11 protein-coding genes and 1 tRNA gene are annotated in these 14,756 nt (G+C 51.3%); 5 read left to right on the top strand and 7 right to left on the bottom strand.

The features are described from left to right. Window positions 1-40 precede the first annotated feature (40 nt). A complete protein-coding gene (locus E1162_RS02350) occupies window positions 41-979 on the top strand; it encodes a DMT family transporter (RefSeq protein WP_371311771.1) in 939 nt (312 codons plus the stop codon). Here the strand turns inward: E1162_RS02350 and E1162_RS02345 are convergent. The 4 genes from E1162_RS02345 to E1162_RS02330 all read right to left on the bottom strand — a co-directional run bounded on the left by E1162_RS02345 (window position 976) and on the right by E1162_RS02330 (window position 5,993). After that, complete coding sequence (locus E1162_RS02345) at window positions 976-1,713, bottom strand: cytochrome c biogenesis CcdA family protein (protein ID WP_155126220.1); 738 nt, start codon at window positions 1,711-1,713, stop codon at window positions 976-978. The two genes, E1162_RS02350 and E1162_RS02345, sit on opposite strands and share 4 nt — an antisense overlap. Before the next feature lie 136 nt (window positions 1,714-1,849). Beyond that, window positions 1,850-2,284: a universal stress protein gene (locus tag E1162_RS02340; RefSeq protein WP_155126218.1), complete on the bottom strand. Its 435-nt coding sequence runs from the start codon at window positions 2,282-2,284 to the stop codon at window positions 1,850-1,852. Between the two features lie 19 nt (window positions 2,285-2,303). Beyond that, window positions 2,304-4,916, bottom strand: a complete 2,613-nt coding sequence (locus E1162_RS02335) for a TRAP transporter permease (RefSeq protein ID WP_155126216.1) — start codon at window positions 4,914-4,916, stop codon at window positions 2,304-2,306. A gap of 117 nt (window positions 4,917-5,033) precedes the next feature. Further along, on the bottom strand, window positions 5,034-5,993 hold the full coding sequence (locus E1162_RS02330) for a TAXI family TRAP transporter solute-binding subunit (protein WP_155126214.1): 960 nt from the start codon (window positions 5,991-5,993) through the stop codon (window positions 5,034-5,036). Window positions 5,994-6,774: 781 nt separating this feature from the next. Here E1162_RS02330 and E1162_RS02325 point away from each other — a divergent pair. Next, window positions 6,775-6,850, top strand: a tRNA-Lys gene (locus E1162_RS02325). A gap of 130 nt (window positions 6,851-6,980) precedes the next feature. After that, window positions 6,981-7,928 (top strand): bifunctional Delta(1)-pyrroline-2-carboxylate/Delta(1)-piperideine-2-carboxylate reductase, encoded by a 948-nt coding sequence (gene lhpI / locus E1162_RS02320; RefSeq protein WP_155126212.1) that lies wholly within the window; start codon window positions 6,981-6,983, stop codon window positions 7,926-7,928. 45 nt (window positions 7,929-7,973) lie between these two features. Here the strand turns inward: lhpI and E1162_RS02315 are convergent, their stop codons facing one another. Continuing rightward, window positions 7,974-9,398 carry an HlyD family type I secretion periplasmic adaptor subunit gene (locus E1162_RS02315; protein WP_155126210.1) on the bottom strand — a complete coding sequence of 475 codons (1,425 nt, stop codon included), beginning with the start codon at window positions 9,396-9,398 and terminating at the stop codon, window positions 7,974-7,976. A 125-nt stretch (window positions 9,399-9,523) separates the two neighbouring features. Here E1162_RS02315 and E1162_RS02310 point away from each other — a divergent pair, with 125 nt between their 5' ends. Next, entirely contained in the window at window positions 9,524-11,719 is a 2,196-nt protein-coding gene (locus E1162_RS02310; protein ID WP_155126208.1) for a type I secretion system permease/ATPase, read from the top strand. A 140-nt stretch (window positions 11,720-11,859) separates the two neighbouring features. Here E1162_RS02310 and E1162_RS02305 read toward each other — a convergent pair whose 3' ends face one another. Together E1162_RS02305 and E1162_RS02300 are read right to left on the bottom strand one after the other, a co-directional pair. Continuing rightward, window positions 11,860-12,225 carry a hypothetical protein gene (locus E1162_RS02305; protein WP_155126206.1) on the bottom strand — a complete coding sequence of 122 codons (366 nt, stop codon included), beginning with the start codon at window positions 12,223-12,225 and terminating at the stop codon, window positions 11,860-11,862. A 20-nt stretch (window positions 12,226-12,245) separates the two neighbouring features. Further along, entirely contained in the window at window positions 12,246-13,688 is a 1,443-nt protein-coding gene (locus E1162_RS02300; RefSeq protein WP_257098593.1) for a TolC family outer membrane protein, read from the bottom strand. A gap of 307 nt (window positions 13,689-13,995) precedes the next feature. On the opposite strand from E1162_RS02300, the gene E1162_RS02295 reads away from it, so the two are divergent. After that, window positions 13,996-14,756, top strand: a 761-nt coding sequence (locus tag E1162_RS02295; RefSeq protein ID WP_257098592.1) for a hypothetical protein, incomplete at its 3' end; no start/stop codon positions are given.

Raw genomic sequence — 14,756 nt, 5'->3', positions numbered from 1 at the left:
TAGGGCAATTACGAATTTCAAAGCCAAGGATACATCGGCCGTGCCGCGCAGCCTTTCCAGCAACATCGCAGTTTATGCGCTGTTGTTCATCATGCCGTTTTTTATGAGTTCCAATATCATTTTTGGCCGTGTCGCCATTGAGCAAACCAACCCATGGACGCTTGCGTTCTTGCGTTGGACGCTTGCTTTCTTTTGCCTTCTGCCGTTTGCGGCCAATGACCTTCGCACCCATATGGGAACAATCAAGCAGCAAAAAACGCTGCTACTTGGCATGTCTTTTCTAGGTATGTGGATTTGCGGCGCCATTGTTTATCTTGCCTTAAAGTCGACAAGCGCAACCAACGGGACGCTGATCTACTCAGCAGCGCCAGTTGTAATTATTCTGCTTGAATGGATGTTTCGCGGACGGTCAATCGCATTACGTGAGCTTGTTGGAATTGCCCTCGCCATGACCGGCGTTGCAACTATCGTTACGCGTGGCTCCACGGAGAACCTTCTTGGGCTGGAGTTCACTCCCGGTGATCTTCTCTTCGGCCTTTGCACTGTAAGCTGGGCGCTTTATTCCGTTCTCATCCGCAAACGCGCGCTGCAATCCATCCCGACAATGGCTCTGTTTGCCGCCCTTGCTGCAGGCGGCGCGCTCTTGCTCTTCCCATTTGCGCTTGTAGAGCTGTTTTGGTTCGGCTCATTCCCGGCCACTGTCCAAGTATGGCTTTCCATTGCCGGTATCGTTGTTATTGCCTCGGTTCTTTCGTTTTCCAGCTATCAGTATGGCATCAAGCAGGTTGGTGCACCGATTGCAGGCATGTTTATGTACCTGATGACGCCCTATGGCGTTGGCATGGCAATTTTGTTTTTGGGAGAAGAACCGCAGTTCTATCAGCTGCTTGGCTTCATTCCGATTATGGCGGGCCTTATCTTGGCGACTTTCCCTTTCCAGCTCCTGTTTGGAGCTAGAAAGAAAGGCAAAACCGCTTAGCCGATGGTGCTGAAGACAGGGAAGGTTTCCAAAAGCCAGAACGAGAATTCCTGCATGTAGCCTGACAGGAACGCCACGCCAGTAAGCACAAGGAAGCCGCCCATCACCTTTTCCACCTTGCCCATGTGCTGGCGGAAACGGGCCATAAAGCCCATAAATTGGTTAGCAAATGCTGCTGCCAGCAAGAACGGCACACCGATACCCAGTGAGTAGGCAAGCAGCAAAATGGTGCCTTGGCCAACTGAGGATTCCGAGCCTGCGATCAAAAGAATAGATGCGAGCACTGGACCGATGCACGGTGTCCAGCCGAAGCCGAAGGCAAGCCCCATAAGATACGCACCGCCAAGGCCTGCAGGCGTTGCATCCATCTGTACGCGCGCTTCACGATAAAACAGGGAAATACGGAAAACACCAAGGAAATGCAGACCCATGATAATGATCATCACGCCTGCTACGTAGCCTAGAATCTGCGAGTACTGCAGGACCAGCTGCCCAAGCAGCGATGCACTGGCACCAAGCAAAACAAAAACCGTAGAAAAGCCTGCAACGAAAAATACAGCGGCTACAAACACCTTGTTTGCGTTAGCGACGGCTGCATCCTTTGCGGTGAGTTCGTCAATGGAAAGCCCTGCGATATAGCCCAGATAGGGCGGCACAAGCGGCAAAACGCATGGGGAAACAAAGGACAGGAGGCCTGCGAAGAAGGCACCCCAGATAGTGACGGTTTCAAGCATAGTTATTCCTTGTTGGCTTGCCCTTTCATAATCCGTGAGAGGATTCGTTAAAAGGGCAAGCCCAAGCTAAACCGCACACAAGTTAGTTATCAGCCCTACTCTTGGGCAGAGCTGTGAACAAAACAAGGTTTGAATATCAATCACGCACCACGAGTACAGACTGGTTTGCATGGCGAACAACGCGTGCTGCGTTAGGGCCAAGCAGATAGTCCTGCAACTCTGGACGGTGCGAAGAAAGAATGATTAGGTCACAGCCGAACTTATCTGCCGCCTTGATGATTTCCTCGTAAATAGTGCCATGGGCAATGTGCCCTTTCACCTTCACGCTTTCCTCATCTGGCAACTCATTGTCGAGCAGCTCTTCCAGTGCGTTTCGTGCTTTCGCGAGGGCCTCTTTTTCAAACTCACGCTTGAAAAAGCCCCCCACCAAAGACTTTCCGAAATCAGGAAGAACAGAGACAACATGAACTTCCGCGCCGTAGTGCTTTGCCCAGTCCAGTGCAACTGGCAAAGCTTTTTTCCAGGAACTTTCCTCGTTCAAATCAAGTGGGATCAGAATATTTTTATACATTGGCTATCCTATCTTGAAACTAGAAGGCCGGTTGTGTCTGGCGACGACGCTGGAACAAAATGACGACGCCAAGCAGCAGCAATGCAGGGAAGTAGAAGATCTCCTTAGGCATACGGTCCGCAGGCACTTCACTCTTTTCAATCACGACAGGTTTGTCGCCATAGAAATCGAAGTCCTGGAAGTCCTGAGAGAACTTGGTCCCCGGGAACGGCTCATCAAGAACAATCGTCCCATCTTCATCAAAGTACGACAAGCCATTTTCTTCAAGCCAGTCTTTACCGGTTTCATTGCCGATATCCAGCGTGATTGTGCGGGTCGTCATCCGGTCCGGATTATCGAAGTCCGGTCCTTTGATCATCAAACGCACTTCACTTTCAGCCGGGGCGTTCAAAACCGTCTCAACAATTGCCGGACCAGTTGCCACCACATACTCGTCCTGCACCGTATTGAGCCAGAAGCCCGGACGGAAGAGTGTAAAGGCTACCAAAAGCAGAACCAGAGATTCCCAGATGCGGGACTTGGCGAAGAAGTAGCCTTGCGTTGCAGCGGCGAACAGCATCATCGCGACAACAGCAACGATGAAGACGACAAACGCATGGCCTGCATCAACATCAATCAAAAGCAGATCGGTGTTGAAGATAAACAGGAACGGTAGAAGCACCGTGCGCATGGAGTAGAAGAAGCCCTGCACACCGGTTTTAATCGGGTCGCCGCGGCTGATAGCTGCGGCCGCGAAGGCCGCAAGCCCCACGGGCGGCGTCACGTCCGCCAGAATACCGAAGTAGAACACGAAGAAGTGCACGGCGATCAGCGGTACAAGGAAGCCTTCCTGCGCGCCCAGAGCAACGATAACCGGAGCCATAAGGGAGGACACAACAAGGTAGTTCGCTGTAGTTGGAAGACCCATACCAAGGATAAGGCTCATACCTGCAACGAGAAGCAGCATCACGATGAGGCTACCGCCGGAGAGGAATTCCACCAGCTCACCAATCATCTGGTGTGCACCGGTCAAGGACACTGTACCCACGATGATACCAGCAGCAGCTGTTGCCACGGCGATACCAATCATGTTGCGTGCGCCGCCGATCATGCCATGGGTGAAGTCAAGAATGCCCTGCCATGCAGCGGGTCTCCAGCTCTGGGAGCGGAACATCGCTTTGAGTGGATGCTGGGTGAGAACGATGAACATCATCGCCATAATCGCGTAGAACGCGGAAAGAGACGGCGAGAAACGCTCAAGCAGAATACACCAGATCAGAATGACGATTGGTAGCACGAAGTAGTAACCGGTGCGGCCCACGTCCCCTGCTCGCGGCAGTTCCTTGATCGGAGCGTTTGGATCATCAACTTCCAAGTCCGGCTCACGCGATGCAATGCCCACAAGAGCCACATAGGCGATAAGGAACAGACCCATAACGGCTGCGAAGGTGAGCTGCGGGAAGAGTACCTTGACCATGCCAAGGCCGTAATAAACCGCCATACCAAGCAGCGAAATACCAATGAAGCCTGCAAGAACGCCCATGAGGCGGCGCATCATTGTTACGTGGCTTGGCGGCTTCGGCAGGCCCTTGAGGTTCATCTTCAGAGCTTCAAGGTGCACGATGTAGACGAGCGCGATGTAAGAGATAACTGCCGGAATAAAGGCGTGGATCACGACCTCATGGTAACCGATGCCGGTGAATTCTGCGATCAAGAACGCTGCTGCACCCATAACAGGTGGCATGAGCTGACCGTTAACAGAGGACGCTACTTCCACCGCGCCTGCTTTTTCAGCAGGAAAGCCTGTGCGCTTCATAAGCGGGATGGTGAAGGTACCGGTGGTTACAACGTTTGCAATGGATGAACCGGAGTAAAGGCCACTCATTGCAGAAGCAACAACCGCTGCCTTTGCAGGGCCGCCGCGTAGGTGCCCCAGAACGGCAAAGGCAAGCTTGATGAAGTAGTTACCTGCCCCAGCCTGCTCCAGCAATGAACCGAACAGCACGAACAGGAAGATCATGGAGGCGGAAACGCCGACAGCGACACCGAACACGCCTTCAAGCTGCATCCAGTAGTGCCAAAGCGCCTTACCAACCGATGCACCGCGCCACTGAATAGCATCTGGCATGAACGACTGGTTGCCGAAGAAGACGTAGAACATAAACACGCCGGCCACAATCACAAGCGGCAGGCCAAGCGTACGGTAAACGGAAATTGCCAGAACAGTCAGACCTGTTGCAGAGACAATCAAGTCCATCTGCGTTGGCAGGCCCGGACGGAGGGCAATGTCGTTGCGCATAACAACGAGATACAAACAGGCAAACGCGCCTGCGGCAGCCAGCAACCAATCGTACCAAGGAATGGTATCGCGGCGGCTCCACGCGAACAGCGGATAAGCAAAAGCGGAAAGAACAAGGCCAAAGGCCAGGTGGATAAAGCGAATTTCAGAGTTATTGAAAATCAGCTCTACACCGGTTGTGTCAAAGAGCCAGTATGGAACGTTTGATGCAACATAAAGCTGGAAGGTTGACCACACAAATGCGATCACCGCGACCATAATGCCAAGATTGCCTTCTAGGCTTCGCGCGCCGGTATCGGCTTGGGCGACAAGTTCTTGCGCCTCAACCTCGGCCTTGTGGCGTACTTCAGTCATCTTGCCACTCCCCACATACACCGGATCTGGCATGACCCGGTCCCCACAAAATCAGAACCGTGAACCAAGCAGGGCCGCTGTGCGGCCCTGCTCTTTTTTCAAAAAACTTAAGCGGAATTACATCCAGCCGCGTTCTTTGTAGTACTTCACTGCACCTGGATGCAGAGGAGCTGTCAGGGAGTCCTTGATCATTTCCTCTTCTTTCAGGTTAGCAAATGCAGGGTGCAGCTTTTTGAAGTCGTCGAAGTTCTCGAACACGCCTTTAACAACGGTGTAGACCACTTCTTCAGGAACATCTGCGGAGGTCACGAAAGTCGCGCCAACGCCGAAGGTCTTGATAGGCTCTTCGTTGTTGTAAAGACCTGCTGGAATTTCAGCCGTACGGTAGTAGGAGTACTTATCGAGAAGATCGTCGATTGCCGGACCTTCAACGTTCACCAACTGCGCGTCACAGGTAGAAATGGTTTCCTGTGTGGATGCAGATGGGTGACCTACCAGCCAGTAGTATGCGTCGATCTTACCGTCGCACAGTGCCTGACCAGCTTCCGCAGACTTCAACTCGGTTGCCAGAGCCAGATCAGCAGTGTTCACAACGCCTTCTTTTTCAAGAAGCTGCCATGTGGAGTACTGACCGGAACCCGGGTTACCAATGTTGAGTTTTTTACCCTTCACGTCATCAAGGCTCTTGATGCCGGATTCCTTGGAAGCAAGCATGGTGACTGGCTCAGGATGTACGGAGAAAACTGCACGCAGTTTTTCGAAAGGCTTGCCATCCCACTGTGCCTGACCGTTATAGGCATTTGCATGCACGTCGGATTGTGCAACACCAAATTCCAGTTCCCCGTTCTGGATGGTGTTGATGTTATATGCGGAACCGCCGGTGGATTCGACCGAACAACGGATGCCGTGGTCGCGACGATCTTTGTTGACCAAACGGCAAATTGCACCGCCGGTTGGATAGTAAACGCCGGTAACACCGCCCGTACCAATAGAAATGAACTGCTGATCTGCAGCCATGCCAAGTGTAGTGCTAGAGAATACTAGCGCAGCACCCACTGCAAGACTTCTCATTTTCATAGGACACTCCCTGTTATGTCTTAGGTCGGACTTCAGATTGAACCTCAACCGCTGTTTGCGGCAGGTAACAAAATAATCAAAATTCCAACTTATGGCTGCCATAATTCCCTAGGTCGCGATAGCGTATTTGTACCTAGAATGGCCCTCCAGTTACGTATAATAGATTATACAGAGTCTCCAATTACGGAAAGTTGAAAAAATAAATAATCAAACCTTTTGCAAACCCTGAAAATATTTGCACTACACATTAATGAGCAGTAGCTCTTAAGGATATTCTTCTAAAATAACCCTTAGGAATGAATGACGTGTATCTACTTGTATGCATGTCACATGCCCGCATTGGCAATATTGCGTTAAGTTCAATTGTATGGCTGATTTCTCCTGCGTTTTCATGGAGATAACACCACCCAGACAATTACATATGCAACTAATTCACCTCCTATTCCTCGCGGGCTCCCATCCCCCCAATTTTCTCTAAAATTTTATTTTTCAATGTCTTAGTAGCTAGCCTGATAGTTTTTTTCCTAGAAAAACCCTCTAGATACCCATGGGTAATTTCTTAAGGAGTTTCCCCTCGGTCGTCTCTGCGGGCAAAATTCGTCAGGACTATCCTCTAGTTTCGTAAGTTCGACGGCCTGTTGATGCCAAATTCGGCCTCCTCAAATTTCCGCCAGTGACTTATACGAGTTACCAATGTGGAAATTTGAAAAAAGGGGTTGCACACCTGCGCCGAAGTCCTTAGAAGACCCCTCAACGACGAACGGCAAAACGCTGATCGTAGGAGCCCGTAGCTCAGCTGGTAGAGCAACTGACTTTTAATCAGTAGGTCCACGGTTCGAACCCGTGCGGGCTCACCATTCCCCCAAAAGTTTACCAGCAGACTTTAGTCAAAAATCTCACAGGGTTAGCGCAGCCAACATTGGGCTTGCAGCACCACTTGTGGTATATCTCGAACTGGCTAATTCTAGATTCGAGTGTTGATTTTCCATGAAATTGTTAGATCCGGCAGCCACCAAGGCAGCACTTCCCTATCCGGAGCTTATTGAAGCGCTTCGCGATGCATTTCGCAGCCCCTGTGTTATGCCTGTTCGCCATCACCACGACATGGAAGTACCCGGAGAGAGTGACGCAACACTTCTATTGATGCCTGCGTGGTTACCCGGCGAGTATTACGGCGTTAAAATTGCCAGCGTACATCCGGGCAATGCTGAGCGCGGCTTACCTGCTGTTGCCGCCAACTACCTGCTTAGCAATGCTGTAACCGGAAAAGCCCTCGCGTTGATTGACGGCGGTGAATTGACAGCCCGCCGAACGGCAGCGGCTTCCGCCCTTGCATCCAGCTATCTTTCCAGAAAAGACAGCAAAACCCACCTGATTGTAGGCACGGGGCGCCTTTCCTATGAACTGGCCTGCGCTCATGCTGCCATTCGCCCAATCGAGAAGTTTTTGGTGTGGGGCCGCTCAACCCAGAAAGCCCAGGCAATTTGTGAGCGTATTACCGCTGACCTTGGTGTTGAGGCTTTGCCGGTTAGCGATCTTCAGGCTGCCTGCCTACAGGCAGATATCATTTCTGCTGCAACACTCTCCCACGAGCCACTTATCTTGGGTGAATGGCTTCCCGAGGGTTGCCATGTTGACCTTGTGGGCGCGTTTAAGCCCGACATGCGCGAAAGTGACAATGTTGCTGTTCGTTTGGCGACGCTCTTCGTGGATACCAGAGGCGGCGCGCTTAAAGAGGCAGGAGACCTTGCCATTCCGCTGCAAGAAGGCGTTATCACAGCAGATGACATTATTGCCGACCTCTATGACCTGACCAAAGGAACTCATAGTGGACGCGCTTCAGACACGGAGATAACCCTCTTCAAGTCAGTAGGTGCAGCCCTTGAGGATTTGGCGGGCGCGGTACTTGCTTATAAGCAGGTAGAAAACGACTAGAGTTAAAGCGGCAAGCGCGCTACGCCTTTCAGGTGCGCTTGGCTTCTAACGCTCCCTCAATGCATTTTCTTTGAGGTTATGAAGCGGCGAGAGCATATAGCTCATAACCGTTTTCTTGCCTGTTAGAACGTCAACAGCCGCCAACATTCCCGGAATTATGGGCAGAGGCGCTGTGTCATCGCCCAGCGCACTTTCGTTTGTTCGAACTGTAACAACGTAAAACGCTTGCCGTTTTTCCTCATCATAAACCGTATCTGGCGATACCTGCACTACAACGCCATTCAATCCACCGTAGACGGTAAAGTCGTAGGCACTCAGCTTTACCAGCGCCTTTTGTCCGGCTCGCACAAAAGCAATGTCCTTGGGATGTACCTGCACTTCCACCTGAAGCGTATCTTCCAGTGGCACGATGGAGAGCAGCATTTGCGATGGGCGCACGACACCGCCCACTGTGTTGACCTCCATCGTATTTACAATGCCGCTTACAGGGGCCCTGACATCGCGGTGGCGCATTTTATCATCAGCACCAAGCATCGTTTGCTTGATGATCTCAAGCGCACCTCCCAAGTCGTTCAACTCAGCCTGTGCCGCCTGTTGGAACTGCGCAATCAGCCCTTCCCGTTCGCTATTGATTTCGTCAATTGCCGCCTGTGTTAGCTCCTTACGCTCACTGGCCTGAGCAAGTTGACTTTCCAGATCCGACAGCTCTCGCTGTAGTTTGAGCATGTCAGTTTTGGGAATGATCCGTTTGGCCGCTAACGGCTTTTTCAATTCAAGCTCTTGCTTGGCAAGCTCGCTCTGCTCTTGAAGCTTTTCGTATTGCTGGACGGACGAGGCCCATTCAGACTGCTTTTGCGACATGCGGGCATCAAGAATGCTGCGCCGCGCTTTCAGCGCCTCAACATTGGCCCTGAAAAGATCCAGCTCACTCGCCACCGCTTCAGGTGCACTATCCCAAAAGCGTTTGGGAATATCCGGCGCATCGCTATCACCGCGCCACTGTGCTTGACTTCTAAGTCGGATGCTTGCGATTTCGAGCTTATCGCGACGGGCTTTCAGCTCACCAAGATCTGCAGAAAAGCGGGTGTCATCCAAACGCACCAGCAACTGGCCCTTTCCAACTCGCGCTCCTTCAGCAACGTAAATCTGCTGAATAATGCCGCCATCGAGGCTTTGAACTTGCTGAATGCGTGAAGACGGCACCACCTTCCCGCTGCCGCGCGTGATTTCTTCAAGCTCCGTAGCTGAAGCCCACACCAGAAACACACCAATCAGTGCTATCAGCGTGATCAGTAGGGAAAGCACAATCACGCTTAGCGGCTTACTGCGGGCCTCTTCAACAACATCGATATAGGGGAGCGCTTCGTCTTCAATGCGGCTGCGCGTAGACCTAACGGGATGACGTGCAAACGCTGCCGTGCGCCCAAAGCAAGTGCTGAAAAACGATGCCCTCTGCCTGCTTCTCGCCATCAAGCCCAAGTCTCCAGTGAAAAATACCCCTTAGCCATTTAAGGGCGTCATGAATTCGTTTCCTGCCTACAATCTTTGCTGTCCCTGAGGGGCGCAACTCACCGAGATTGCCTGCGGAGAATTACATGCTGGAAATGGAAGGTGCATCAGCGACCAAAGCTGCTGCGAGCCCCGAAGCCATCGCCCATTCCGGCGAACAAACACAGAGGCAAGTGCCTAATGACAACCTTCTTGCTTGCTTCGAGATTTTGCTTGAGCAGCACACCGCCGCCCTCAATCTTGATGCGCTGGTTGCAGGCCTTACAGGTGTAAGCGAAGCCTTTCACCCTGCGCACCTTCGTGAGGCAGCAAAACGGGCAGGTTTTTCCTTCAAACAAAGCGACAGGCGAGCGGGCGATCTACCTTCTGCGACCTTTCCTTTGATTATGGCTGATAAGGAAAGCGGCTATATTGTTCTCCTTGAAAAATACTCATCAGGGGAAGTTGCCGCTGCGCTTCCCGAAACCGGCGGCGGTACGATACTACTCTCTCCGCAAGAAGTGGCAGAGCGCCAGAACGGGCCATGCTATTTGATGGGGCCCTTGTACTTTCCGCAGGATCGACGGCAATCCAATGCAACAGGCTCTCCTGCCTCTGCTCATTGGTTACGGGAGAGTTTGCGCCCCACCTTTCCTCATTATCTTTGGATAGCCCTTGCTGCCGGTGCAATTAACCTACTGGCTTTGACCGTGCCGCTTTTCACTATGAACGTTTACGACAGAGTGTTACCGAACGCGGCCTTTGCAACACTTTGGGCTTTGTCTCTTGGTGTGGCGCTCGCGCTTGGCTTTGACCTTACCTTAAGAATCATACGATCGTGGCTGGCTGTCAAAATTGGAGAGAAGTCTGATATCATATTATCTTCAAAGCTTTACAATCACATTTTAAAGCTTGAATTTAATCCTGCAAACAATGATGCAGGCGGATTTGTTCAACGACTTCGCGACTACGAAACCCTGCGGGACTTCTTTTCTTCAACCCTTGCTTTAACCCTTACCGATGTTGCTTTCACCGGTATTTTCATCAGCATCATCTTTTTGATCGGCGGCCCTATGGCAGTCCCGCCGCTGGTTGCGATCACACTGGTCATCCTCACAGGACTGATCCTGCAACCGTATTTCCGAAAGATGGTCACCAAAACCAATCGGGAGCGCCAGCAGCGCAACAGCCTGCTTTTGGAGGCTGTAACAGGCACTGATACGATCAAGATAATACGGGCTGAAGGTCGCTTTGCAGCAAAGTGGGAAGCCTTTTGCCGTGACAGCAATAGTCACGGAAACCGCCTCAAAGTACTGGCCGCTTTTTCGCAGCATCTAACCGGGTTAATTGCCCAAGGCACCACCATCTCGATGATTATCGTGGGTGCATATTTGTATTCCGAAAACGTGATTTCTCTCGGCGCTATTATCGCCTCGGTTATTCTGGCAAGCAGAGCAATAGCACCGTTATCATCCCTCTCTTCTCTGTTTGTTCAGCTTCAATCGGTTCGCGCTTCCATCGCACAGCTAAATGAAATTATGGCTCGCCCCTGCGAACCGCCGCTTTCCCGTGCGCATATTTCCCAAAAAATCGCACGCGCTGATGTAGCGCTTGAAAATATCAAATTTTCCTTTGAAGGATCCCGCAAGCCTGCAGTAGAGATCCAATCCCTCCATATAGCTCCGGGAGAGAAAGTCGCAATTATCGGCCGCGTTGGCTCAGGGAAGACAACTCTAGGAAAGTTGCTGTGCAGGCTATACAAAGCTTCAGAAGGCACAATCAGCATCGACGGAATAGATATAGAACAGTTCCCACCTGCAGAAGTACGCCGCGCAGTTTACTACAGCGCACCAGAAGCGGCTCTTTTTCAGGGAACCTTGAGAGAAAACATCTGCCTTGCTAATCCAAGAGCCTCTGACGGTGAAGCGCTTAAAGCTGCGCGAATTACCGGCGCAGACAGGTTAATCAGAAACCATCCCAGAGGCATTCAGCAAGAAGTGTACGAAGGCGGGCGAAACTATTCCGCCGGGCAGCGCCAACTCATCCTTCTAACAAGAGCTGCGTTGGGTAATCCCCCCCTTCTATTCCTCGATGAACCCACCGGCTCTCTTGACCCACAAACGGAACAGGCCTATCTCGCCGCCCTACCCAAAATCATCAGGCCAGAGCAAACGCTAATCATCACAAGCCATCGCTCGGCACCACTTGCGTTGGTACAGCGACTTATCGTTATGGATCAGGGGAAAATCGTTGCCGATGGACCAAGGGACGAGATTCTGCGCCGCCTATCGAGTTCAAACTGAGAACTCCGACAGCTTGCGGTTCTTCTAGGCCTCAAAAATCTGTAGGAGCAAAATGGGAGCTTCATTGTCCAGACTGCCATAATACAGAAAAGGCACGCTTTGCCCATGAAAGCGTGCCCAGATATACTTCCGAAGAGATTTTAGTATGCGTTCATATAGGTGTAGAAGCATAGGCAGCGGTTAACCGCTTCATTGTCCCAAACACCAGCTTTTTTATCACCGACAACGACGCCGCACCAATCCCGTGTCTCTAGAGCCCAGTCAAAACCAAGCTGAGAAATCGGCACCTGCTGATCTCCCAGTACACGTGTATTGGCCTCACCAAAATAACCAACAGCCCTTTCAAGCAATTCAGGCCGCACTTCGGTAGCGTAGTCTTGATTGAAGTTTCCACATGGGCTCACAAAGGGCTGAACATAAGGCCCTGCTAGGTCAGCTCCATGAGCTTGCGCCGTCAGAAAACTCACTGACAGAATAAATGGTAAAAAGCGCAGACAGATCCACATTGGTCACTCCATTTCTTAAACTAGTACCGAACGCTTCCCTGTTCTTTTGTAGGCGGTACGGGTACGCCCCGACGCCATGATGCAGCCACACCCGGCAAAGGCGCACCTACAAGGCTTTTTCCGGTATCCCGGAAGTCTTCTACCGTTCTATATCCTGCCTCTGATTGCGCTGGAGGCTGTATGCTAAAGGAACTCAGCAATTGCCCCATAGCAGCCAGCATTCTGAAATCTGAGAACCTTAGAGCATAACGGGCTGAAATCTCGGCAACCTCAGACTGGAACACACTATTTTGGGTATCCAGAACATCCAGAAGTGAGCGCTGCCCGACAGTAAATTGTTCCTCATAGGATGAGAGAACCTGACGAGCCGCAGCGAGCTGCTGGGTCAAGAGTTTGAGCTGTCGATCTAGCTCTACGCGCCTGATCCATGAAAGACGCGTCTCTCGCTCAACTTCTCGATATGCCTGCTGCGAACGCATTCGCGCTTCACTTGCTCTTTCAATTTCCTCGGCACGCCGGTTTGTAGTGATATTCCCGTTAAACAGATTCCACCGCATCACAACCTGCGCGCGGGCGTTCGCGTCACGTCCGTTCACGCCGTCTAGATTCTCACCAAAACGTGAGGATAGCTCCAGATCAAACCGAGGATAATAGTCAGCCTCCGCAATTTTGACCTGCGCATTCGCGACATCAACATCAGCATTTGTTAGCGAGATAAGCGGATTGTTGTTTCTAGCTGAGGCTAAAACTGCATTAAGTGATCCCGGAATCCTATTCCTGAAATCATCAATCTTGCCGAGGTGGCCGATAGGTCGCCCTACCACATCAATGAATTCGGCTTCTGCCAGTTCCCGCTCTTCATCAGCTTCTGTTAGGAAAACCTTTGCAGCAATCAGACGTTCATTTGCCTGTTGAACGTCTGCGACGGACACAACACCGCGAGATAGTCCCTCCCGCATGTCAGAGGCAACACGTTCATGATAGGCAATATTCCGCCGAGCAGCTCCTTGGACCAGAGAGAGACGCGTGATCTCCAGATAACTACGAACAGCTGCCAGCCCGATGAATTCTGAACGCTCCCATACCCTGAAAGAAGTAGAATCCAGCCGCGCCCTCTGCCGCTCGATTTCGTAGGTTGTAGCAAAGCCGTCGAAAATCTTCTGGGTCGCGATAGCGCTTACTTCATAAGGCCCGAACGCATAGTCGCCGGAATTCCGGTTCGTCGGTTTGTCAGACCATTCCGCACCGCCGCGCGCTTCCAGGTCCAGACGAGGTAGCCACTGCCCTTTAGCCTGCTTAAGCTCGTAGCCAATCGCATTTCTATCGAATATCGCCTCACCGACCTGCGGGTTGCTGTAAACGGTGAGGTTTAGGGCTTCACGCAATGACATAGCAGTGGTGGGCATGGTGCTTAAGACCACCAGACTGCCTGAGACCAGAGCAGCAGATAATAGAGATCGCATTGAAATGCCCTTGATGAAGTATATTTGACGGGGCTAATTTCAAACAAACCTATGTAAAACAAAAACTACTGTCATCGCTCATTTCACAGTAGTAAAATTATACTTGCAATAAAAACGCAGATTAGACGATGAGCTTTAACATATTTATTGTAATAAATTTCAATGTTTTACAATCATTGCAAAATTTTACAACTAACAATACGCAGTGAACCATTCTATATTTATTAACTTTAGTAATATCAAAGCTCAAAACTAAACTTTATCATCAACAGTAACTTAGCCTAACCACACACTGTTGGACAATATGATGACCGAGCCTACCAAAGCGCCGCCCTCTGCAGATCAACCAAAGAGCGATACTGTCGGAGCTGACCATAATTTCCTGCGCGTTCAACAAGGCTTTGATGTCGTCAACGTTGCCCCGCAAAGTGATGGAGAGCCCGGTGCGTTAAATCCGTTGATCCGCTTTGATAGTGATGTGGTTTGGGATGTCGAGAATCAAAGATTAGACTTGCCTGAAGGGTACGCCGTTGCAGCCCTTCATAAACAGGGCAACCAAATGGACGTCGTACTAACAGATGGCACGACGGTTTTATTGGATAGAGTAGAAGCCGAGTACCCTACAATCTATATCGGCCAAAAACCCATTTCAGAGGACGCGCTAAGACTTGCACTTAACGCCCAATCCATCAGTGGAGATGACGCCTCACCTGAACCTAGCTCATCGAGCAGTACCGGTAGCGGCAATGGCTTTGAGGGCCCGGAGATAGGCCTTCAACCTTCATTCAGAATTTCCGAACTCCTCGGCACAGAACAAGAAACACCCGAAGAGAACGACACTCCCCCTCCGCGTGATGAAAGATCCTCCCAATTTTTCTCCTTAGTCGATCCTAGCCCCGCTTCTGATGCGACAGACCCTGAGCCAGAAGCGCCTACAACCCCACCCGCACCGGATGTAACAGTTCCCGATACAACAGATAATAATGACAGCGATGGCTCAGGCGATGGTGGTTCCGGTGACGGCGGTGACGGCGACGTTGGTTCCGGCGACGTTGGTTCCGGCGACGG

The organism is Pseudovibrio flavus (assembly GCF_009711345.1).
Classification (GTDB): domain Bacteria; phylum Pseudomonadota; class Alphaproteobacteria; order Rhizobiales; family Stappiaceae; genus Pseudovibrio; species Pseudovibrio flavus.
Note: the sequence above shows the minus strand (reverse complement) of the source record. Positions and strands in the feature narration are given on the sequence as shown.

Bases quoted from the DNA above. Each gene is read 5' to 3' on its own strand.
- E1162_RS02345 (WP_155126220.1), bottom strand. From the start codon at position 1,713: ATGCTTGAAACCGTCACTATCTGGGGTGCCTTCTTCGCAGGCCTCCTG.
- E1162_RS02340 (WP_155126218.1), bottom strand. From the start codon at position 2,284: ATGTATAAAAATATTCTGATCCCACTTGATTTGAACGAGGAAAGTTCC.
- E1162_RS02335 (WP_155126216.1), bottom strand. From the start codon at position 4,916: ATGACTGAAGTACGCCACAAGGCCGAGGTTGAGGCGCAAGAACTTGTC.
- E1162_RS02330 (WP_155126214.1), bottom strand. From the start codon at position 5,993: ATGAAAATGAGAAGTCTTGCAGTGGGTGCTGCGCTAGTATTCTCTAGC.
- lhpI (WP_155126212.1), top strand. From the start codon at position 6,981: ATGAAATTGTTAGATCCGGCAGCCACCAAGGCAGCACTTCCCTATCCG.
- E1162_RS02315 (WP_155126210.1), bottom strand. From the start codon at position 9,398: ATGGCGAGAAGCAGGCAGAGGGCATCGTTTTTCAGCACTTGCTTTGGG.
- E1162_RS02310 (WP_155126208.1), top strand. From the start codon at position 9,524: ATGCTGGAAATGGAAGGTGCATCAGCGACCAAAGCTGCTGCGAGCCCC.
- E1162_RS02305 (WP_155126206.1), bottom strand. From the start codon at position 12,225: ATGTGGATCTGTCTGCGCTTTTTACCATTTATTCTGTCAGTGAGTTTT.
- E1162_RS02300 (WP_257098593.1), bottom strand. From the start codon at position 13,688: ATGCGATCTCTATTATCTGCTGCTCTGGTCTCAGGCAGTCTGGTGGTC.